The sequence below is a fragment of the Williamsia sp. Y853 genome (assembly GCF_056786495.1).
Window position 1 is genome coordinate 2326151 of sequence record NZ_JBXCJC010000001.1, and the last position, 20226, is coordinate 2346376.

Below are 20226 nucleotides of genomic sequence, written 5' to 3' on the forward strand. Positions count from 1 at the left end.
GAGTGACTGCACATTCATGCCGCGCCGCCATCGGTGAGAACCGTCTTGGTCCGGCGAAGTGACTGCGCGTCGGTGACCTCGTAGTAGGACATCGCGGTCAGCGGCGGGGAGTAGGCGTGGACGCTCAGGGTGGGCTCGCTGGTGACCGGGAGGTTCGGGTTGCGGACCACGTCGTGCACCCAGCCGAGCGGGAATGAGGCCTGATCGCCTTCGTCGAGCGTGCGGGCCCGCAGTTGGCTGCCGGTCCAGCGGTATTCGGTCAGTGCGCCGGAGAGCACGGTCAACGCACCGAGGGAGCCGGCATGGTCGTGCAGATCAGTCGACTCGTCCGGGGTCCAGCTGATCAGCCAGACGTCGACGTCGTCGTCGTAGTGCAATCGCGTGGCCCAGCGATTCTCGCGGTCCCAGCGTTTCGGCAGAAGATGGTCGTAGGTGCCGTCGAGCACGTCGGAGGCACTCTGATCTGTCAGACGCAGCAGGTCAGCGGGTCGCAGCCGCGTCGGCAGGTGGCGGTTGGGAAATCCGGCAGCAGACGGCCGGGACAGGGTGGAGGTCATGCGGTGTGGGGCTCCTGGAAGAGGTTCGAATGAGGGGCGATGTTGCAGTCAGCAACAACACATTCGGTTCCACTGGAGATTCGGTCGCACGGTCACGCTCACCACAGTGCCTTTTCAACATGTTCCGGTCGAGATTTACGCCCTCTCTGATTTGAACCAACGCCCGTCCACGGCAGCAAACGTCGTCGCCCGGTGCTGAGGTGGTGGGGCCGGTTTTGACTTGGAATCGGCGACCCGGATACTGGAAGGCGACAAGCGGGCAGCCGTCGTCCTTCGAGTTCGTAAGGCGTGCCCGCTTTTGAGCGCGTACAGCCCACGCGCACTGAACTGAATTGGTGAGGAGGGGTTGTCGGTGACATACATCATCGCTGAGCCTTGCGTTGACGTCCTGGACAAGGCCTGCGTGGAGGAATGCCCCGTCGACTGCATCTACGAGGGTGAACGGATGCTCTACATCCAGCCCGACGAGTGCGTCGATTGTGGTGCCTGTGAACCGGTGTGCCCGGTCGAGGCGATCTTCTACGAAGACGATGTGCCGGATGAGTGGGAGCCGTACGTGAACGCCAACGTCGACTTCTTCGACGATCTCGGTTCACCGGGTGGTGCCGCCAAACTGGGCAAGGTCGCCTACGACTCGCCGTTTGTGAAGGCTCTGCCACCCATGAACACCGAGGAATGACACCAGCGATGCCGTCGATGCGTGGCCGGACCCCGGTGTCGTCGCGGTTGCCCGTGTTTCCGTGGGACACCCTCGTCGAGGCCAAGGAACGTGCCAGTAGGCATCCCGGCGGCATTGTTGATCTCTCGGTGGGTACCCCGGTCGATCCGGTGGACCCGCTGATTCGCGATGCGCTGTACGCGGCCTCGGACTTCCCCGGCTACCCGGTCACCATCGGTACCGCCATGGTCCGGACCGCGGCCTGCGAATCGTTGGCGCGACGGCACGGGGTCACCGGCCTCGACAACTCGATGATTCTGCCGGTGATCGGCACCAAAGAGGTCATCGCCGGTTTGCCTGCCGCACTCGCCATCGGTGTCGGTGACGACGTTGTCATTCCGGAGATCGCTTATCCGACATACGAAGTCGGGGCGTTGCTGGCCGGCGCTCGACCGGTTCGTGCCGATTCCCTGACCCAGCTCGGACCGAGCACCCCCGCACTCATCTATCTGAACTCGCCGTCCAATCCCACCGGCAAGGTGCTGCCCGTCGAGCATTTGCGCAAAGTGGTGCAGTGGGCGCGCGAACGCGGCACGATCGTCGTCTCCGACGAGTGCTACCTGGGCCTGGCCTGGGATGACGAGCCTGTGTCGATCCTCGATCCACGGGTCACCGACGGTGATTTCACCGGGTTGCTGGCCGTTCACTCGCTGTCGAAGACCTCGAACCTGGCGAGCTACCGGGCCGGTTTCCTCGCAGGCGACCCGGCCCTGATCGGTGAACTGCTCGCAGTCCGCAAGCACGCGGGCCTGATCGTGCCGTTCCCCGTGCAGGGTGCGATGGCCGCGGCACTGGATGACGACACCCACACCGCAGCGCAGCGTGAGCGTTACCGGGCCCGCCGCGAGGTCCTGCGCGCGGCAGTGCTCGGTGCCGGACTGCGCATCGACGAATCAGCGGCCGGCCTGTACCTGTGGGCCACCCGCGATGAAGACAGTCGCGCGACCGTCGATTGGCTCGCCGACCGCGGCATCCTGGCGGCGCCGGGTGAGTTCTACGGTCCCCGCGGAACCCGCCACGTGCGGCTGGCACTCACCGCGACCGACGAACGGATCGCTGCGGCGGCCGAGCGACTGTCCGCCTGACCTGCACCGTTCCCGAATCTGCGGCCACACCCACCTGAATTCACTGCGCCCACCGGCAATTGCCGGTGGGCGCAGCCAATTCGGGTGGGGCGATCAGTTGGCGTGCAGGATGGCGTTGAGCTCGATGCCGTCGCCCTTCCACGGCACGACCTCGACGGCACCGGTGGTGCTGTTGCGGCGGAACAGCAGGTTGCTCTTGCCGGACAGGTCACGCGCCTTGATGACGGTGCCGTCCGGGCCGGTGACCTTGCTGCCTGCGGTGACGTAGAGGCCGGCCTCGATGACGCAGTCGTCGCCGAGGGCGATGCCACAGCCGGAGTTTGCGCCGAGCAGGCAGCGCTTACCCAGGGAGATGATCTCTTTGCCGCCCCCGGACAGGGTGCCCATCGTCGAGGCGCCACCACCGACGTCCGAGCCGTCGCCGACGATGACACCGGCCGAGATGCGACCCTCGATCATCGACGCACCCAGGGTGCCTGCGTTGAAGTTCACGAAACCCTCATGCATCACGGTGGTGCCCTCGGCGAGATGCGCTCCGAGGCGGACCCGGCCGGCATCAGCGATCCGAACTCCGCTCGGCACAACGTAATCGACCATGCGGGGGAACTTGTCGATGCCGTTGACGGTCACCTGGCCGCGGGCCTTCAGCTTGGCCCGGGTCACTTCGAAGCCCTCGACCGCGCACGGACCGAAATTGGTCCACACCACGTTCGACAGCTTTCCGAAGACGCCGTCCATGTTGAGGCCGTGCGGGATGACCAGCCGGTGCGAGAGCAGGTGCAGACGCAGGTAGGCGTCGTGGGCGTCGGCCGGGGCGTCGGTGAGCACGATCGACGTGCGGACGGCGACGGTCCGCACACCGCGGTCGGTGTCGGTGCCGACCAGCGAGGTCAACTCGGCGGGGGTCTCGTCGGCGGCGAGCTCGGTGGTCCCGGACGTGGCGACTTCACCCAGCTCGGGTGAGGGGTACCAGGTGTCGAGCACAGCGCCCGAGTCGGTGATGGTGGCGATGCCGATTGCGGAGGCTCCAGATGCATTGGTCACGCGCAGGAGTTTACGCGTGGCATTTGGTGGCGGGATACTGGAGAGCATGTCGCCGGAGACGCAGCGTAGCGGAGCTCGACCAGTCGGACCGGAGACGCAGCGCAGCGGAGCTCGACCAGTAGTTGGCGATTCCGTGGCGACCTATGAGGAGTGGCGATCGATGCTGGTCCCGGCGACGGTGTGGTCGCGGACCGGTGGAGCCGCGGAGACGCAGCGGAGCGGAGCTCGACCAGTGTTGCCGGTGGCGGAGATCTTGCCCGACGGCTGCATGGACCTGATCTGGACACCCGGTGGGTTGCTCGTCGCCGGCCCGGATACGTCCCCGGTGACCGCGTCCGGCGCCGGTGAGATGGTGGCGCTGCGCTTTGATCCCGGAATCGCGCCACTTGTTCTCGGTTGTGCCGCAGACGAATTGGTGAACAGTCGGATCGATCTGGCCGCCCTTGCCGGAGCTGGTCCGGCGCGGCGTCTGCACCAACGGGTGGCGGAAGCCACCGATCGGGCCGCCGCGTTGCAACGTCATGCGGCCGCCGAACTCGAGTTGAGGCCACCGCCGGGCTGGCTGTGGCCGGCCACGGCGCTGCTGGTGGCGGGTGCCCCGATCACGCAGGTGGCGCAGCGGATCGACGCCAGTCCCCGCCAGCTGCAACGCTGGTCGCGACATCACTACGGTTTCGGCGCCAAGTCATTGCAGCGGATCCTGCGGGTCAACACTGCGATGGCGCGGATCCGCGGCGGCCACGCTCTGTCAGACACCGCGCACCACTGCGGATACGCGGACTATGCCCACATGTTCCGCGACTTCCGGGCGGTGACGCACCGATCACCCGCGGAGTTCGGTGATCAGCCGAGCGCGGCGTAGAAGTCGACGCCGTTGCCGTTCGGGTCTTTGAGGGACGCATACCGCTGACCCCAGAAAGCGTCGAACGGTTCGAGTTCGCCGGTGTGACCGGCCGCGGTCAACGCCGCGTATCTGGCGTCGACTTCCGACGGGCCGGAGCACTCGAAGGCCAGAGAGATGCGCTGGCCGCCGGCAGCAGCCGACCAGCCGGGGTTGAATGTGGCCACACTGGCCGCGGTGTCGAAGAGGATCCGGAATCCGCCGGCGGCAGTGGTCTCGGCGTGCGGGGCGGTGTCGGCGTCGTCGGGGAAGTCGAGGCCGCAGGCGCGGTAGAACGCCAGTGTCGCGGCCATGTCGTCGACAACGATCGAGATCGCGTTGAGGGTCGGCACAGGTGATGTGGAGGACGTCATGTCACCGACGTTATCCGTGCCCCCGGTGACGGGTCATGAACATTTCGGACATCGGGGGACTCGTGACCGCCACGGGTCGGCGACTACGGTGTTCACCGTGACCATCTCAGCCTTGGACCTGCATGCCGATCCGATCGAACTGACTGCAGCGCTTGTCGACATCGCCAGTGAAAGCCACGACGAGGCTGCGATTGCCGATGCCGTCGAGGCGGCGCTGCGAGAGCAGACCAAGGGTTTTGAGGTGCTACGCCACGGCAACTGCGTTTTGGCGCGTACGAACCGCGGTCTCGATCGGCGCGTGGTGCTGGCCGGTCACCTCGACACCGTGCCCATCGCCGACAACGTGCCGAGCCGGCGCGAGCGCGACAGCCCCGAAGGCGATGTGCTCCACGGCTGCGGAACCGTCGACATGAAATCCGGCGACGCGGTCTTCTTGCATCTGGCGGCCACGCTCGACGAACCAACCGCCGACCTCACGCTGATCTTCTACGACTGCGAGGAGATCGCGGCCAAGTACAACGGCCTGGGATTCATCGAACGCGAACTACCCGACTGGCTCGCGGGCGACGTAGCGATCCTCGGTGAGCCGACGGCCGGTCAGATCGAGGCCGGCTGCCAGGGCACCTTGCGGGCCCGGCTGACCGCATCGGGCACCCGCGCGCACTCGGCCCGTTCGTGGTTGGGGGACAACGCCATTCACAAACTCGGGTCGGTACTGCAGACGATGGCCGACTACACGCCGCGCTGGGTCGACATCGACGGATGCGAATATCGCGAGGGTCTGTCCGCGGTTCGCGTCGACGGCGGAGTCGCAGGCAACGTGGTGCCCGACGCAGCGAGCGTGGACGTCAATTTCCGGTTCGCGCCGGACCGCTCGGTGGAACAGGCCACGGCGCATGTTCGTGAAGTCTTCGCCGCCGCAATCGATTCCGGCGCCGTCACGTTCGAGATCACCGATGCTGCAGGCGGTGCGCTGCCCGGTTTGTCGAATCCGGCGGCTGCGAAGCTTGTCGATGCGGCGGGCGGCCGGTTCCGGGCGAAGTACGGATGGACCGATGTCTCGCGGTTCTCGGCGCTGGGTATCCCGGCGGTCAATCTCGGGCCCGGTGACCCGAACCTCGCGCACAAGCGCGACGAGCGGGTGCCCACCGCGCAGATCACCGAGGTCACCGACATCTTGCGGCGATATCTGCTCGGCTGAGGTCTGCTGCGCCGGGGTTGCCTGTCGGGCGCGGTACATTGCACATTGCTAGCGTCTTTGTCATGGCACCTCCCGATCGCGACACCCGGTTGAGTTATCGCGGCGCGGCGCGGATCCGTGAAGATCCGCACGCGCTGACCCAGACCACCGACCAGCGTTTGCTGAGGTCGGCGGACTCTGCTCGTGACCCTTGGCGGGTGCTGCGGATCCAGTCCGAGTTCGTCGAGGGTTTCGACAACATGTCGACGGTGCCGCCGGCCGTCACGGTGTTCGGGTCGGCCCGCACCGCGCGCGACACCCCGTACTACAACCTGGGCCGTGAACTCGGTGCAGCTCTGGCCGAGGCCGGATATCCGGTGATCACCGGAGGTGGACCGGGCCTGATGGAGGCGGTCAACCGGGGCGCCTGCGAGGGCGGCGGACTGTCCATCGGTCTGGGCATCGAGCTCCCGTTCGAACAGGTGCTGAACGAATGGGTCGATCTCGGGGTCAACTTCCGATACTTCTTTGTCCGCAAGACGATGTTCGTGAAGTATGCGAAGGCCTTCATCTGTCTGCCGGGCGGCTTCGGCACGCTCGACGAGCTGTTCGAGGCTCTCACATTGGTGCAGACCCGGAAGGTCACCCAGTTCCCGATCGTGTTGCTGGGCACCGAATTCTGGGGTCCACTGCTCGACTGGATCAAGGGAACGCTGACCGAACAGGGCTTTGTGTCCGCGGCGGACGTCGAATTGCTGCAGGTGACCGATTCCGTCGCCGAAGCGGTGGAGATCGTCATGGCGTCGCGGCAGCGGGAGCACGAGGTGCAGAAGCAGGCCGGCATCCCGGAGGACCCGACATGAGCGCGATCTGTGTGTACTGCGCATCCGGCCCGGTCGCCGACCACCATCTGGCGCTGGCCACCGAACTTGGCACCGCACTCGGTGCAGGCGGGCACACCCTGGTCTCCGGTGGTGGCAACGTCTCGATGATGGGTGCGGTTGCCCATGCCACCCGCGCTGCCGGTGGACACACCATCGGGATCATCCCAAAGGCTCTGGTGGAGAGGGAAGTAGCAGATGTCGACGCCGACGAATTGGTGGTCACCGACACGATGCGCCAGCGCAAACAGCTGATGGAGGACAAAGCCGACGCCTTCATCACGCTGCCCGGTGGCATCGGCACGCTGGAAGAGCTGTTCGAAACCTGGACCGCCGGCTACCTCGGGATGCACACCAAACCGGTGGTACTCCTCGATCCCGACGGTCACTACGCGCCGCTGCTCGGCTGGCTGGAGACACTGATCGAACCGGGGTTTGTCTCGAGATCAGCGCTGAACCGATTGGTGCGGACCACAACGGTGACCGAGGCCCTGGCAGGTTGTGCGATTCATCTCTGATTATCTGTAACCTTCATCACCGGGGGTCCTACCGTGATAGTTCAGCGAGCACCCCGACAGTTGGGCCCAGGACAAATCACGAGCATCGGAGCTTATGTGGTCAGCGAGAACCGGACCAGTGTTGGACTAGTCGACGTGGCCAAGGGGGCACTGGCGATGGTCCCGGATCTTCCTGGCGTCATCCGGCACGCGCCGGGTCTGGTTCTGCGACGGCCGAAGGCGCAGGACACCATCGGCTCGGTCTTCAACAAGGTGGTCGCCAAGCACCCGGACCGTCCCTTCGTCCGGTTCGAGGGCGCATCGATCACCTACGGTGAGGCAAACCGTCAGATCAATCGGTACGCAGACTTCCTCTCCCGCAAAGGTGTCGGTGTCGGCGATGTGGTCGGGGTCCTGGCCAAGAACCATCCGCAGACATTGATGGTGATGCTGGCGACGGTGAAACTCGGCGCTGTCGCCGGGATGCTCAACTACAACCAGCGCGGGCAGGTCCTGTCCCACAGCGTTGGGATCCTGGATGCGGTCGTGCTGGTGGTCGACCCGCAGGTTGCCGACGTGCTCGATTCGGTCGACGAGGCGCAACTACCCTCCGTCACAGTCGACTTCACCGAACTCGATGCGCAATCCGAGGGTTTGAATGAGAGCAACCCCGAGATCACGGCCGAGCTCCCGGCGTCGACCAAGGCTTTTTACATCTTCACCTCCGGCACAACGGGTTTGCCGAAGGCCAGCATCATGTCGCACTACCGTTGGATGACGAGCATGGACGGTATCGGCGGGATGGGCGTCCGCCTGCGGCACACCGACACGATGTACTCGCCGCTGCCGCTCTATCACAACAATGCGCTGACGGTCGCGCTGTCATCGGTGCTGGCCTCTGGTGCCTGCCTGGCGATCGGCAAGTCGTTTTCGGCCTCGGGCTTCTGGGACGATGTCGAACTCAACCGGGCCACCGCGTTCTGCTACATCGGCGAGTTGTGCCGTTACCTGTTGGCGCAGCCGGAGAAACCCACCGACGCCACCAACGGGATCAAGACCATTGTCGGCAACGGCATGCGCGCGGAGATCTGGGACGACTTCGCCAAGCGTTTCAGGATCGAGCGGGTGGTCGAGTTCTACGGCGCCTCAGAGCTGAACCTGGCCTTCATCAATGTCTTCAACATCGACCGGACGGCCGGGTTCTGTCCGCTGCCCTTCAAGATCGTCGAATACGATCACGAAACCGGTGAACCCGCGCAGGATGCGAAGGGCCGGTTGACCAAGGTTGCCAAAGGCGAAGCGGGCCTGCTGATCTCGGAAATCTCTTCCAAGGTTCCGTTCGACGGGTACACCGACTCCGACGCTTCGAACAAGAAGATCATCACCAATGCCTTCAAATCCGGGGATCGCTGGTTCAACTCCGGTGATCTGGTCCGCGACCTCGGGATGAGTCACATCGCATTCGTCGACCGTCTCGGCGACACCTTCCGCTGGAAGGGTGAGAACGTGGCCACCACCGAGATCGAGGCCGCACTTGGTGGCGTCAGCTCGATCGAGCACGTGGTGGTCTACGGCGTCGAGGTCCCGGGCTGCGATGGCAAAGCCGGGATGGCGGCCATCACCCTGCGTGACGGCGCGGAACTCGACCCGAAGGAATTGGGCGCCTATCTGTACGAGCAGTTGCCGTCGTATGCGATTCCGCTGTTCATGCGGGTCGTGCCGGAACTCGAACAGACGTCGACCTTCAAGAACCGGAAGGTCGAGCTTCGTGAGCAGGGATTCACCGACGTGGGCGATGACGATCTCTATGTTTTGACCGGACGCGGCGAAGGGTATGTCAAGTTCTACGATGACTATCCAAATGATGTCGCCGGAGCGAAAGTACCCAGAGGCTAGCTTGCGTCCCAGTGATGCTGGGGCGGGTTCCGGCCTGCCCGGGACACCGATATCGGGGGCACCGATGTCGGAGGCTGCGGTGTCACCGACTCTGTGTGGCCGTCCGGTCGCCACCGATCGCGCGCTGGTGATGGCCATCGTCAACCGCACTCCGGACTCGTTCTATGACCGTGGCGCGAGCTTCACCGACGACGCCGCCAAGTCGCGGGTCGATCAGGTGGTCGCCGAGGGCGCCGACATCGCCGACATCGGGGGTGTCAAGGCCGGTCCGGGCGACCTCGTGGACGCCGCAGAAGAGATTCGGCGCGTGCTGCCGATGATCGCCTGGATCCGCGACGCTCATCCCGGCCTCATCATCAGCGTCGACACGTGGCGGGCCGACGTGGCCCGCGAGGCGGTTGCGGCAGGCGCGGACCTGATCAATGACACGTGGGCTGGAGCCGACCCCGATCTGGTGTCGGTGGCAGCGGAACTGTCCGTCGGGATCGTCTGCTCCCACACCGGGGGCGCGGTTCCGCGCACCCGCCCGCACCGCGTGCGGTACCCCGATGTGGTGGCCGACGTCCTCGCCGAGGTGACCGGCGCCGCCGATCGAGCACTTGCGGCCGGCGTGAATCGCGATTCGATTCTTATTGATCCGACTCACGATTTTGGGAAAAATACCCATCACGGGCTCGCTTTGTTACGTCACGTGAACGTTCTCGTTAATACCGGTTGGCCTGTCCTGATGGCGCTCAGCAACAAGGATTTTGTAGGGGAGACTCTGGGTGTAGGCCTGGAAGATCGGTTGGAGGGGACTCTGGCCGCGACGGCACTGGCAGCCTCCTCGGGGGCCCGGGTGTTTCGCGTTCATGAGGTAGCCGCTACACGAAGGGTGGTCGACATGGTGGCCGCGATAGTGGGCACCAGGCCACCTGCCCGAACAGTAAGGGGTTTGGCATGACCGCTGGGAAGCAAGTCACCGGAAAAACCGAACGTGCATGGTCGCCGATCGCATCGGCACCGCAGGACTCACCTTCGGCCCGCTGGGCCGCCGACCACAGTTGGGACCGTCCGGATTGGACCGTCGAGGAACTTATCGCGGCCAAGAACGGCCGCACCGTGTCGGTTGTACTGCCGGCATTGAACGAAGAAGACACCGTCGCGGACGTGATCGCCTCGATTCGCCCGCTGGTCGGCACCCTCGTCGACGAGCTGATCGTGCTCGACTCCGGATCCACCGATGCCACCGCTGAGCGGGCGACTGCCGCCGGTGCCCGGGTGGTCAGCCGGGAAGAAGCGGTCCCGGAGATCGAGCCCGTGCGTGGCAAAGGAGAGGTGCTCTGGCGCTCGCTGGCCGCGACCACCGGCGACCTGATCGCATTTGTCGACTCCGATCTGATCGATCCCGATCCGATGTTCGTACCCAAGCTGCTCGGACCACTTCTCATCAACCCCGAGATCCAGTTGGTGAAGGGGTTCTACCGTCGCCCGCTGCGCACCGGAACGGGTGAGGACGCCAATGGGGGTGGGCGGGTCACCGAACTCGTCGCCCGTCCGCTGCTGGCCTCGTTCAAACCCGAACTGACCGCGGTGCTGCAGCCGCTGGGCGGGGAGTACGCAGGCACCCGCGAGTTGTTGTGTGCGGTGCCGTTCGCGCCGGGCTACGGCGTGGAGATCGGCCTGCTGGTCGACACCTACGACCGTTACGGCATGGCGGGTATCGGCCAGGTGAACCTGGGCGTTCGGACACACCGCAATCGTCCACTGGTCGAGCTCGGAGTGATGAGCCGTCAGATCGTCGGCACGTTGATGGGTCGCTGCGGGATCGTCGATTCCGGCGTGGGTCTGACACAGTTCAAGATCCAGCCCGATGGCACCTTCATCCCGAAGACCACCGATGTCCACCTGACCGATCGGCCTGCGATGAACACGCTGCGCCCACGGGTCCCTGTCCGCAGTCGCCGGGCCTCATAGCGTCGCCCACAAGACGAGCCAGTACTACGAAGACGAGCCGCATTACGTGGCTCGTCTTCGTGTATGTGGCTCGTTTGCCGGCTGAGCCAGCTACCGTAGTTAGAACATGTTCTAGTTCTACGGGGAGTGGGTCGATGTCGGATTCAATGGTGGGTAAATCAGTTCTGGTCACCGGTGGTGGCAGCGGGATCGGCGAGGGGATCGCAGCACTGCTCTGCGAGCGCGGTGCGCAGGTCACCATCGTCGGCCGCGGCGCCGAGCGCCTCGAGAGGGTGGCCGCCACGCTCAACGCGGGCGCCGAAAACGGCGCCGTGTTCGCGCACCCCGCGGACATCACGTCCGAGGAGCAGGTCGCCGGGGCGGTGGCCGCGGCAACACAACGCACCGGCCGCCTCGACGGGATCGTCGCCTGTGCCGGTGGCAGCGAGACCATCGGGCCGATCACCCAGATGGACACCGAGGCCTGGAAGCGAACCGTCGACCTCAATCTGAACGGCACGATGTACACAATCAAACACGGTGCGCGCGAACTTGTTCGGGGCGGTGGCGGTTCCATCGTCGCGATCTCGTCGATCGCTGCGAGCAATACGCACCGATGGTTCGGTGCCTACGGGGTCACCAAGTCCGGGGTCGATCATCTGGTCGCGTTGGCCGCAGACGAATTGGGCGCGAGCAATGTTCGCGTCAACGGCATCCGCCCCGGATTGACGCGGACCGAGCTCGTCGGGCTCGTCACACAGGATCCCGCACTCAGTGAGGACTATCGGATCAGTACGCCGCTGCAGCGGGTGGGCGAGGTCGAGGACGTCGCCGGGCTGGCTCTGTTCTTGCTCGGCGCCGAATCGACCTGGATCACCGGCCAGGTGATCAACGTCGACGGTGGCCAGATGTTGCGTCGTGGGCCAGACTTCAGTTCGATGCTCGAACCACTCTTCGGCACTGAAGGATTGCGTGGCGTCGTCGAAGTTTCGACCGCTTCAGGAGACGAAGCGGAGCGGAGCTCGACCAATTCTGAAAGTGCGGTGACCTCATGACGACGTATGAGGTGCTCGGTACCGAGGTGCAGATGCCGGTCCGGATCCGTCATGCGAGCTGTTTTGTGGCCGGGTTCACAGCGTCTGCCGTTGCGGCACAGGCGATGATCGACGACACCGGGCTCCGGGTGATGCAGGTCAGGCCGGGTAGGACGATGTGCATGCTGGTATTCGTCGACTATGTGGACGGAGATCTCGGCCCGTACAACGAGTTTGGGGTGTGCATGCTGCTCGAGGATCCCGACACGCCCGGGCAGTCGACAATTTTGGGAAATCTCCGGGCGCTGGCGACCGGGCAGGCCCGCGCCCTGGTGCATCGTCTCCCGGTCGACGGAGACTTCACACTCGCCGCAGGCCGTGCGATCTGGGGTTTTCCGAAAACGTTGGCAGACTTCGACGTCGACCATTCGTCGGCAACGAAGCGGGGTGCCGTGAGTGAAGCGGGAAAACTGATTGTCGCGCTCACGGTCCAGCCGGGGTTCAAGGTTCCGGATTCCGATGCGACGGCGGTGCTTCGGGCGTACTCGCACATCGGCGGTGTGACGCGCGAGACGCCCTGGGTGCTCAATCGGACCGCTGATACGCGAACCCGGCCCGGGGGTGCGAGGCTGCAACTCGGATCACATCCGATCGCAGACGAGCTACGGCAGCTGCAGCTGGGTCGGCATGCGCTGATGACTTCGTCGGTCGGTCACATCGAGATGACCTTCGAGAATGCCCAGGAGCGTAGCGGCCCGCGACACCACCTCGGATGACCTGGAATAGTGGATGACGTGCTGACACTTCTGCTGTACCTGCTGATCATGGTTGTGGTGATCGGTGTGGTGTTCGCCGTCGTCTGGTTGGTATTCGGTCGTTCGGAGGATCTTCCCCCGCTGGAGCGGGGGACCACCCTGACCCGTTTACCCCGAGCCGGAATCACCGGTGAGGACGTGCGGTCACTGCGCTTTGCACAGGTGACCCGTGGCTACAAAACCGGTGAGGTCGACTGGGCGCTCGAGAAACTCGCGCGTGAAATCGACGAGCTCCGAAACGCACTGCACGATCTTCAAGCTCGTGAAGAGGCCGAAAGCCCTGCGCAACGGGAAGAATAACGGCTCCGTGGTCCGTAGTATGGAGCGCGACCACGCAGCACCGAAAACATGCGGTGTCAGCAAACACTGGCATCGACCTAATAAGATCAGACTCGACGCCGACTGCGGCAGCGAATCTGAAGGGAGCAGAAATGGCGGCGATGAAGCCACGGACCGGGGACGGTCCCCTTGAAGCAACCAAGGAGGGGCGAGGAATCGTTGTTCGCATCCCCATCGAGGGCGGTGGCCGACTGGTTGTCGAGCTGACCTCGGACGAGGCGGCAGCACTTGGTGAAGAATTGCGCGGGGTGACCGCCTGAGTACCACGCCGTAAAGGCAACTGAAGGAGACGATCGAACGCGTGTTGACCACTGTGGTCGATCTGTTGAGTTGCCCGGTATGCCGAGGATCGCTAGAACTCGCCGACCGCACCCTGTGGTGCCCGGCGGGTCATAGCTTCGACCTCGCTCGACAGGGGTACGTCACTCTGTTGGGCGGGGCCGGTAGCAATTTTCGCTCAGACACCACCGACATGCTGGCCGCGCGAACCCGATTCCTCGACAAAGGATTCTTCGATCCGATCATGTCGGCCGTCGCGCGGCAATGCATTCCGGCGGCAACAATTCTCGACGTCGGTGCCGGCACCGGCCACTATCTAGCCGCCGCCGTCAAAGCTTGTGGCGGACGCGGTGTGGGACTTGATCTTTCCAAATCGGCTGCACGTCAGCTGAGTCGTCTATCCGATTCCATCGGAGCCGTGGTGGCCGACGGATGGCAGCGGTTTCCGATCGCAGATGACTCGATCGACGTTGCGTTGTCGGTCTTTTCGCCCCGAAACGTCTCCGAGTTCGCGCGGGTACTGCGCCAGGGCGGAATGTTGGTGGTTGTGTCCCCGACGCCCCGGCACCTGGGTGAATTGGTGTCGGAGGTCGGGATGATCGGCGTCGACAAGGACAAGTCGGAACGTATCGGCAACAGCATGTCCGGGCATTTCGTCCGCACCGACCGATCGCTTGTGGAATACCAGATCGAACTCACGCACGACGACGTCGCGGACGTGGTGCTGATGGGCCCGTCGGCCTTTCACCTCACCAGGGCCGATGTCGATACGAAATTGGCCGCGTTGCCCGATCCGGTGACAGTCACCGCGTCGGTGACCGTTGCGGTGTATCAGACGGTCTTGCAGACGGATTCGTAGATCCGCAGGGTCTGCTCGGCGATCGAATCCCAGGAGAAGTCGGCAATCGCACGCGCTCGTCCTGCCTCACCCATCGACCGGGCCAGTTCGGGATCGGCGATCACCCGGTTGACTGCATGGGCGAGATCTCGTTCGAAGTCGCGGGTTCTGTCTTCGTCGTAGTGCACCAGCAGGCCGGTGATTTCGTCACGCACCACCTCGGGAATCCCGCCGACATCCGAGGCGACCACCGCAGTCCCGCAGGCCATGGCCTCCAGGTTCACGATGCCCAGCGGTTCGTAAATCGATGGACAGACAAAAACTGTTGCTGCAGAGAGTATTTCGCGGATCTTGTCGGTGGGCAGCATCTCCCGGATCCAGAACACCCCCGAGCGTGCCTGCGAGAGTTGTTCCACGGCCGCGGCGATCTCGGCCCCGATCTCAGGGGTGTCGGGTGCGCCGGCGCACAGGACGAGCTGCAGATCGGGGTCCATGTGATGGGCGGCCGCGACCAGATGGCGCACCCCCTTCTGTCGCGTGATCCGGCCGACGAACGCCGCAATCGGACGATGTGGATCCACACCGAGCGCGGCCAGTGCGGCATCCGATTCCGCCGGATCCACCGGGTGCCAGTTCTCGGTGTCGATGCCGTTGCGAACCACGTGCACGTTTTCCGGATCCAGGCGAGGATAGGCGTCGCAGACATCGATGCGCATACCCGAACTCACCGCGATCACGGCGTCGGCGTACTCGATGGCGTTCTTCTCGACCCAACTCGACACCCGATATCCGCCGCCGAGTTGTTCGGCTTTCCACGGCCGCCGTGGCTCCAGTGAATGTGCCGTCAGTACATGGGGTATTCCGTGCAATTGCGCGGCGAGATGTCCGGCCAGACCCGTGTACCAGGTGTGGGAGTGCGCGACCTGAGCGCCTTCGGCGGCAACCGCCATCCGCAGATCCGATGACAGTGTGGTGATGGCCGGATTGGCGCCGATCAGCGCCGGATCGACGCCGTGGACTTCGGCGCCGGGGCGCTGCGCACCCATGCAGTGCACGTCGACGGTGGCCAGCGTGCGCATGTGCCGGACCAGTTCGGTGACGTGAACTCCGGCCCCGCCGTATACCTCAGGCGGATATTCCCTGGTCATCATTGCCACGCGCATGACCTTGACGCTAGCCGGGTGGACAGAGGTACGCCATCGGTGGCAGGAAAGATCACAGAGCCCGGGGCCGACAAGTGTAATCAGGTGGGGCCAAACGATTTCGAAAAGATCTGCACCTCTCTATGGCCGCACAGTCGGTTGGCGGATAGGTTGAGAGGGTGATTTCTCAGCGCCACGTCCTTGGGATCGTTCTTGCGGGCGGCGAGGGCAAACGGCTCTTTCCCCTGACGATGGACCGCGCCAAGCCTGCCGTCCCCTTCGGTGGCGGATATCGTCTGATCGATTTTGTGCTCAGCAACCTCGTCAACGCCGGGTATTCGCGGCTTTGTGTGCTCACCCAGTACAAGTCGCATTCACTCGACCGGCACATCTCCCAGACGTGGCGGCCGTCCGGTTTCAACGGTGAATACATCACGCCGGTCCCGGCCCAGCAGCGGCTCGGTCCACGGTGGTACACCGGTAGCGCCGACGCGATCTTCCAGTCGTTGAACCTGGTCTATGACGAGCAACCCGACTACATCGTGGTCTTCGGTGCCGATCACGTCTACCGGATGGATCCGGAGCAGATGGTGGAGGCGCACATCGCCTCCGGTGCGGAGTGCACGGTTGCCGGAATCCGGGTCCCGCGTGATGAGGCGACCGCGTTCGGATGCATCGATTCCGATGACAGCGGCAAGATCACCGGGTTCCTCGAGAAGCCCGAGAATCCGCCCGGCACCCCCGACGACCCCGACGCCACGTTTGCGTCCATGGGCAACTATGTCTTCACTGCCGACGCTCTGGTCAGGGCCATCAAGCTCGACGCCGACAACAGCGACTCCGATCACGACATGGGCGGCGACATCATCCCGGCGTTCGTCGCGCGTGGTGAGGCGTTCGTCTACGACTTCAAAGACAATCAGGTACCCGGCGCGACCGACCGGGATCGTGGGTACTGGCGCGACGTCGGAACCCTCGACGCGTTCTACGACGCGCACATGGACTTGGTCTCGGTGCACCCGATCTTCAACCTGTACAACCGGCGCTGGCCCATCCACGGGTCGGCCGATTACCTGGTGGCACCTGCGAAGTTCGTGCAGGGCGGACTCGCACAGGAGTCGATGGTCGGGGCAGGCAGCATCATCTCCGCCGCCACCGTCCGCAACTCGGTGCTCAGTTCCAACGTCATCATCGAGGACGGCGCCACCGTCGAAGGCAGTGTGCTGATGCCTGGTGTTCGGATCGGCAAAGGCGCAGTGGTCCGAAAAGCCATCCTGGACAAGAACGTTGTGGTCACCGACGGCGAGATCGTCGGCGTCGACGAACAACGCGACCGCGAACGTTTCGCGTTCAGCGCCGGCGGCGTGGTCGCGATCGGAAAAGGGATCAGGGTCTGATCCGCAGGACCCGTGGGTCGGGCGGTCAGAACCGGTTCAGGGCCGCGGTGATGAGCTCCGGTATCGCCGGAAGTTCGGTGTTGTCCGGCAGCGCGTCGATCGGCCACCACGCCAGGTCGACCGATTCGTCGCTCTGGACGAACTCGGGCAGTGAGCCATCCGGCAGGTCGTCGGCGAACGCCGCGAAACGCAGATCCAGATGCCGGGTCGGAACGCCGAGTGAACAGGTGATCGGGTGGGTGTGGATCTGCACCAGCTCATCGATGACCTGCAGGTCGCCTATACCGGATTCTTCCCGGGCCTCGCGGGTGGCCGCGTCGGTGATAGTGGTGTCGCCCTCTTCGCAATGACCACCGAGCTGGATCCACTTGCCGACCCGCGGATGCAGCGTCAGCAGTGCGTGGGTGCGCGCCGAGTTGAAGACGATCGTCGAAGCGGTGATGTGGCCGGCAGCGGATTCACGCAGACACCCGTCGGGGGCGGCCGCCAGAAACGCCAGAATCGTGTGCCGCAGCGAATCCTGGTGTGGATCAGGTGTTTGCCAGCGGGTGAGGAGGTCGGTGGCCGAGGCGTGCAGGGTTTTTCCGCTCACAGTTCCACCACCAGTGAATCGATGGCCGCGGCCGGGCGGGGCCGGTCGGTGGGGTCGGTGGGATAGCCGATCGCGACGGCGCCCAGCGGCTCCCAGTCGGCAGGCAGGTCGAGCTCGCTGCGGACGACTTCGGGAGCGAAGATCGTCGACCCCACCCAGCAGCTACCCACCGACCGTGTTGCGAGCGCGACCAGCAGACCCTGGACCGCGGCGCCGCCTGCCACGGTGAACATGGTGTGCTCGGCCGCTGTGCGCTCATCGTCGGGGTAGTCGTGACGGCCGTCGCCGGTCAGGACCGGGATCACCACTTCGGGTGCGGTGTAGAGCAATTGGCCGCGGGCCACGCGCTTGCCGATCGACTCATCGGTTTTGCCGTCGTCGGTCAGATGCTCACGCCAGCGGCGGGCCATCGCATCGAGTAGTGCGATGCGGCGAGCATCGTCGCGTAGCCAGATGAACCGCACCGGGTGACTGTGGTGCGGCGCCGGTGCGGTCAGCGCCTCGGCAAAAGCGGCCCGCATGATCTGCTCCGGAACCCGCTCGTCGGTGTAGGTGCGCACCGACCGTCGCAACAACAATGCCTGCCTGCGCCCGAGATCGAGGGCCTCGGCGGTGCCGAGCCAGAACAGGTCTTCCTCACCTGGACGTACGAGATCCCTTGCCGTGGTCCCATTTTCGCGAGGGTCCAGCCCGCGGACGACGGCCACCGGAATCTCACCGAGTTTGCCCTTGACCAGGTCGGCTGCGGCGGCCAGTTCATCGGCGACCGCGATCTCGCTGACGATGAGTGGGTTCCCGTACTCGTCGACCGCCCCCTCGTAAGGGTGCGTGACTGCGATTCCTGCGGCCCCGATTGCGGCATCGGTCTGTCCGATGCGCCACGCGCGTCCCATCGTGTCCGTGATCAACACAGCCACGTTTACGCCGAGCCGCTCACGCAGTGACGCCCGTAGGGCGGCCGCACTGGCGTCGGGATCGACCGGGAGTAATGCCAATTCGTCGCTGCCGACATTCGATCCGTCTACGCCGGAGGCCGCCTGGATGATGCCGAGTTTGTTCTCGGTGATCAACGTGCGGTTCTTGCGCGCGACCACCCGGACGGCCTCGGAGTCGACCAGAGCCCGGCGCGCGGCGTCCCGTTCGTCGGGATCGGTGGGCGCCGGGACCATGCGGCCCTCGATCTTCGAGATGATCTTGCTCGTGACGACCAGGATGTCGCCGTCACGGATCCATCCGGCGGCCTCGGCCAGCGCCGCGGCGAGATCATCGCCTGGGCTGAACCGGGGCAGACCCGGGATGGGGATGATCTCGATGCTGCCCGGTGCGGCATGATCCTGCGGCGCGGTCTGCGGTGACTCACTCATACGACACACCCACCAGATCGCAGGCGTCGCGGACCATCTGCGCGGTGGTGGCGGGATCGGTCATCAACAGTGGCACCGATGCGACTTTCACGCCGGGGACGTCGGCGGTGTCGCCGGGCGCGATGAGCCAGCCGTCGAGCACACCGTTGGCGCTGCGGGCGCCGTAGTGCCTGCCGACGGCTTCGGCGGTCGTCTCGACGCCGATCACCGACAGGCATTCATCGGCCATGCCGCGCAGCGGGCTGGTGCCGATGATGGGGGAGATGCCGACAACCGGTGCCGATGCGGTGCGCAGGGCTCCGCGGATGCCCGGCACCGAGAGGATGGCGCCGACGCTGACCACGGGATTCGACGGGGCGAACAGGATGATGTCGGCCTCGGCGATCGCCGCGAGCACCCCGGGAGCGGCCTTGGCATCGTCGGAACCCACCTGCGCGAACCCGTGTGTCGGGATCTGTGCGCGGTGGCGAACCCACCATTCTTGAAAGTGGATCGCCACCTTCTCTTCCGACACCTCGGTCCCGATCGCGCTCGTACGCGTGACGACCACATGGGTCTCGTGTCGGTCATCGGTGGCGGGCAGTAGACGTACGCCCGGATCCCACCGCTTGCTCAGGGCCGCGGTGATGTCGCTGAGCCGGTATCCGGCGTCGAGCATCTGCGTGCGGATCAGGTGGGTGGCCAGGTCGCGGTCACCGAGCCCGAACCAGTCGGGGTCGGCGCCGTAGGCGGCCAGTTCTTCTTTGGCATGCCAGGTCTCGGCGCGTCGGCCCCACCCGCGATCGGTGTCGATGCCGTCGCCGAGGGTGTACATGCAGGTGTCGAGGTCCGGGCAGATGCGCACGCCGTGCATCCAGGCGTCGTCGCCGACGTTGACCACCGCCGTCACTTCATGTTCCGAGGGAGGTCGACCCTCCGCTAAAACGTCGGGGAACGACGTGTGTCCAAGGAGTTCGCGAACACCCTGCAAAAATCGGGCGCCACCGACGCCACCAACAAGAACGGTCACCTTCACAAGGAACCACCCTAGTTCTTCCTCCCCTGGACTCGGATTGCCCGCCGCTATCGCTCCCGCATCGCCGCTGAGGGCACGTAGCATCGAGTGGGTCGGCCACAGCGGTTGTGCGGCGTTCGAACTGTTCGAATCGTGACGAGTGTCTTTTTGGTCATCACGCCGTGTCGAGGCTCAGGAATCACCCGATGGGGTGGTAAAGCAATTTCGCTCGCGGCTTGACCTGGACCCCCAAAACCGTGTCTAATCACATCAGTGTCATTCCCAGTTTTGACAACGAGAATTGTTGCGGGGCATAGGAATCGATCACTTGTTCGAATATGACTGACCAACTGCACAATTCGAAGTCCAGATGAGGAGGCGGGGC

The 20226-nt window shown here is 64.7% G+C and carries 22 protein-coding genes; 15 read left to right on the forward strand and 7 right to left on the reverse strand.

The features are described 5' to 3' along the window. Positions 1-14: 14 nt before the first annotated feature. Complete coding sequence (locus tag AC1TPF_RS10605; RefSeq protein WP_482143776.1) at positions 15-557, reverse strand: cysteine dioxygenase; 543 nt, start codon at positions 555-557, stop codon at positions 15-17. A 352-nt stretch (positions 558-909) separates the two neighbouring features. Between AC1TPF_RS10605 and fdxA the strand changes: the two genes are divergently transcribed. Together fdxA and dapC are read left to right on the forward strand one after the other, a co-directional pair. Further along, entirely contained in the window at positions 910-1236 is a 327-nt protein-coding gene (gene fdxA / locus AC1TPF_RS10610) for a ferredoxin (RefSeq protein ID WP_482135175.1), read from the forward strand. Next, on the forward strand, positions 1233-2360 hold the full coding sequence (gene dapC, locus AC1TPF_RS10615; RefSeq protein WP_482135174.1) for a succinyldiaminopimelate transaminase: 1128 nt from the start codon (positions 1233-1235) through the stop codon (positions 2358-2360). The genes fdxA and dapC overlap by 4 nt, the downstream gene beginning before the upstream one ends. Before the next feature lie 93 nt (positions 2361-2453). Here dapC and dapD read toward each other — a convergent pair whose 3' ends face one another. Then, complete coding sequence (gene dapD / locus AC1TPF_RS10620) at positions 2454-3404, reverse strand: 2,3,4,5-tetrahydropyridine-2,6-dicarboxylate N-succinyltransferase (RefSeq protein ID WP_482143777.1); 951 nt, start codon at positions 3402-3404, stop codon at positions 2454-2456. Positions 3405-3420: 16 nt separating this feature from the next. Here dapD and AC1TPF_RS10625 point away from each other — a divergent pair, with 16 nt between their 5' ends. Next, positions 3421-4266, forward strand: coding sequence for a helix-turn-helix domain-containing protein (locus tag AC1TPF_RS10625; RefSeq protein WP_482143779.1), 846 nt, complete (start codon positions 3421-3423; stop codon positions 4264-4266). Here the strand turns inward: AC1TPF_RS10625 and AC1TPF_RS10630 are convergent. After that, entirely contained in the window at positions 4248-4658 is a 411-nt protein-coding gene (locus AC1TPF_RS10630; protein ID WP_482143781.1) for a VOC family protein, read from the reverse strand. The two genes, AC1TPF_RS10625 and AC1TPF_RS10630, sit on opposite strands and share 19 nt — an antisense overlap. A gap of 103 nt (positions 4659-4761) precedes the next feature. Between AC1TPF_RS10630 and dapE the strand changes: the two genes are divergently transcribed. The 11 genes from dapE (at position 4762) to AC1TPF_RS10685 (ending at position 14373) form a co-directional block, all read left to right on the forward strand. After that, complete coding sequence (gene dapE, locus AC1TPF_RS10635; protein ID WP_482144077.1) at positions 4762-5859, forward strand: succinyl-diaminopimelate desuccinylase; 1098 nt, start codon at positions 4762-4764, stop codon at positions 5857-5859. 62 nt (positions 5860-5921) lie between these two features. Continuing rightward, positions 5922-6701, forward strand: coding sequence for an LOG family protein (locus AC1TPF_RS10640; RefSeq protein WP_482143783.1), 780 nt, complete (start codon positions 5922-5924; stop codon positions 6699-6701). Continuing rightward, complete coding sequence (locus AC1TPF_RS10645; RefSeq protein WP_482143784.1) at positions 6698-7237, forward strand: LOG family protein; 540 nt, start codon at positions 6698-6700, stop codon at positions 7235-7237. The genes AC1TPF_RS10640 and AC1TPF_RS10645 overlap by 4 nt, the downstream gene beginning before the upstream one ends. 156 nt (positions 7238-7393) lie before the next feature. Next, a complete protein-coding gene (locus tag AC1TPF_RS10650) occupies positions 7394-9112 on the forward strand; it encodes a long-chain-acyl-CoA synthetase (RefSeq protein WP_482144078.1) in 1719 nt (572 codons plus the stop codon). Between the two features lie 64 nt (positions 9113-9176). Next, positions 9177-10055, forward strand: coding sequence for a dihydropteroate synthase (gene folP, locus AC1TPF_RS10655; RefSeq protein WP_482143786.1), 879 nt, complete (start codon positions 9177-9179; stop codon positions 10053-10055). Beyond that, positions 10052-11068, forward strand: coding sequence for a glucosyl-3-phosphoglycerate synthase (locus AC1TPF_RS10660; protein ID WP_482143787.1), 1017 nt, complete (start codon positions 10052-10054; stop codon positions 11066-11068). Before folP ends, AC1TPF_RS10660 begins: the two co-directional genes overlap by 4 nt. A 134-nt stretch (positions 11069-11202) precedes the next feature. Further along, positions 11203-12102 (forward strand): SDR family oxidoreductase, encoded by a 900-nt coding sequence (locus AC1TPF_RS10665; protein WP_482135166.1) that lies wholly within the window; start codon positions 11203-11205, stop codon positions 12100-12102. After that, entirely contained in the window at positions 12099-12857 is a 759-nt protein-coding gene (locus tag AC1TPF_RS10670) for an acetoacetate decarboxylase family protein (RefSeq protein ID WP_482135165.1), read from the forward strand. Before AC1TPF_RS10665 ends, AC1TPF_RS10670 begins: the two co-directional genes overlap by 4 nt. A gap of 18 nt (positions 12858-12875) precedes the next feature. Then, the gene (locus tag AC1TPF_RS10675) at positions 12876-13196 is read left to right on the forward strand and encodes a DivIVA domain-containing protein (RefSeq protein WP_482135164.1); all 321 of its coding nucleotides are present in this window, start codon (positions 12876-12878) and stop codon (positions 13194-13196) included. 131 nt (positions 13197-13327) lie between these two features. Next, positions 13328-13495 (forward strand): DUF3117 domain-containing protein, encoded by a 168-nt coding sequence (locus AC1TPF_RS10680; protein WP_023963302.1) that lies wholly within the window; start codon positions 13328-13330, stop codon positions 13493-13495. Between the two features lie 41 nt (positions 13496-13536). Next, positions 13537-14373, forward strand: a complete 837-nt coding sequence (locus AC1TPF_RS10685; RefSeq protein ID WP_482143789.1) for a putative RNA methyltransferase — start codon at positions 13537-13539, stop codon at positions 14371-14373. On the opposite strand, the gene glgA is transcribed toward AC1TPF_RS10685, so the two are convergent. Then, positions 14346-15515, reverse strand: coding sequence for a glycogen synthase (gene glgA, locus AC1TPF_RS10690; RefSeq protein ID WP_482135162.1), 1170 nt, complete (start codon positions 15513-15515; stop codon positions 14346-14348). The two genes, AC1TPF_RS10685 and glgA, sit on opposite strands and share 28 nt — an antisense overlap. A 158-nt stretch (positions 15516-15673) precedes the next feature. On the opposite strand from glgA, the gene glgC reads away from it, so the two are divergent. Further along, on the forward strand, positions 15674-16891 hold the full coding sequence (gene glgC, locus AC1TPF_RS10695; RefSeq protein ID WP_482135161.1) for a glucose-1-phosphate adenylyltransferase: 1218 nt from the start codon (positions 15674-15676) through the stop codon (positions 16889-16891). A 25-nt stretch (positions 16892-16916) separates the two neighbouring features. Here the strand turns inward: glgC and AC1TPF_RS10700 are convergent, their stop codons facing one another. From AC1TPF_RS10700 to cofD, 3 genes are read right to left on the reverse strand one after another with little or no spacing between them, the layout of a single operon-like run. Continuing rightward, the gene (locus AC1TPF_RS10700) at positions 16917-17483 is read right to left on the reverse strand and encodes an NUDIX hydrolase (RefSeq protein WP_482143791.1); all 567 of its coding nucleotides are present in this window, start codon (positions 17481-17483) and stop codon (positions 16917-16919) included. Next, positions 17480-18847, reverse strand: coding sequence for a coenzyme F420-0:L-glutamate ligase (locus AC1TPF_RS10705; RefSeq protein ID WP_482143792.1), 1368 nt, complete (start codon positions 18845-18847; stop codon positions 17480-17482). The genes AC1TPF_RS10700 and AC1TPF_RS10705 overlap by 4 nt, the downstream gene beginning before the upstream one ends. After that, positions 18840-19862, reverse strand: coding sequence for a 2-phospho-L-lactate transferase (cofD, locus tag AC1TPF_RS10710; protein ID WP_482143794.1), 1023 nt, complete (start codon positions 19860-19862; stop codon positions 18840-18842). Before cofD ends, AC1TPF_RS10705 begins: the two co-directional genes overlap by 8 nt. Positions 19863-20226: the final 364 nt, after the last annotated feature.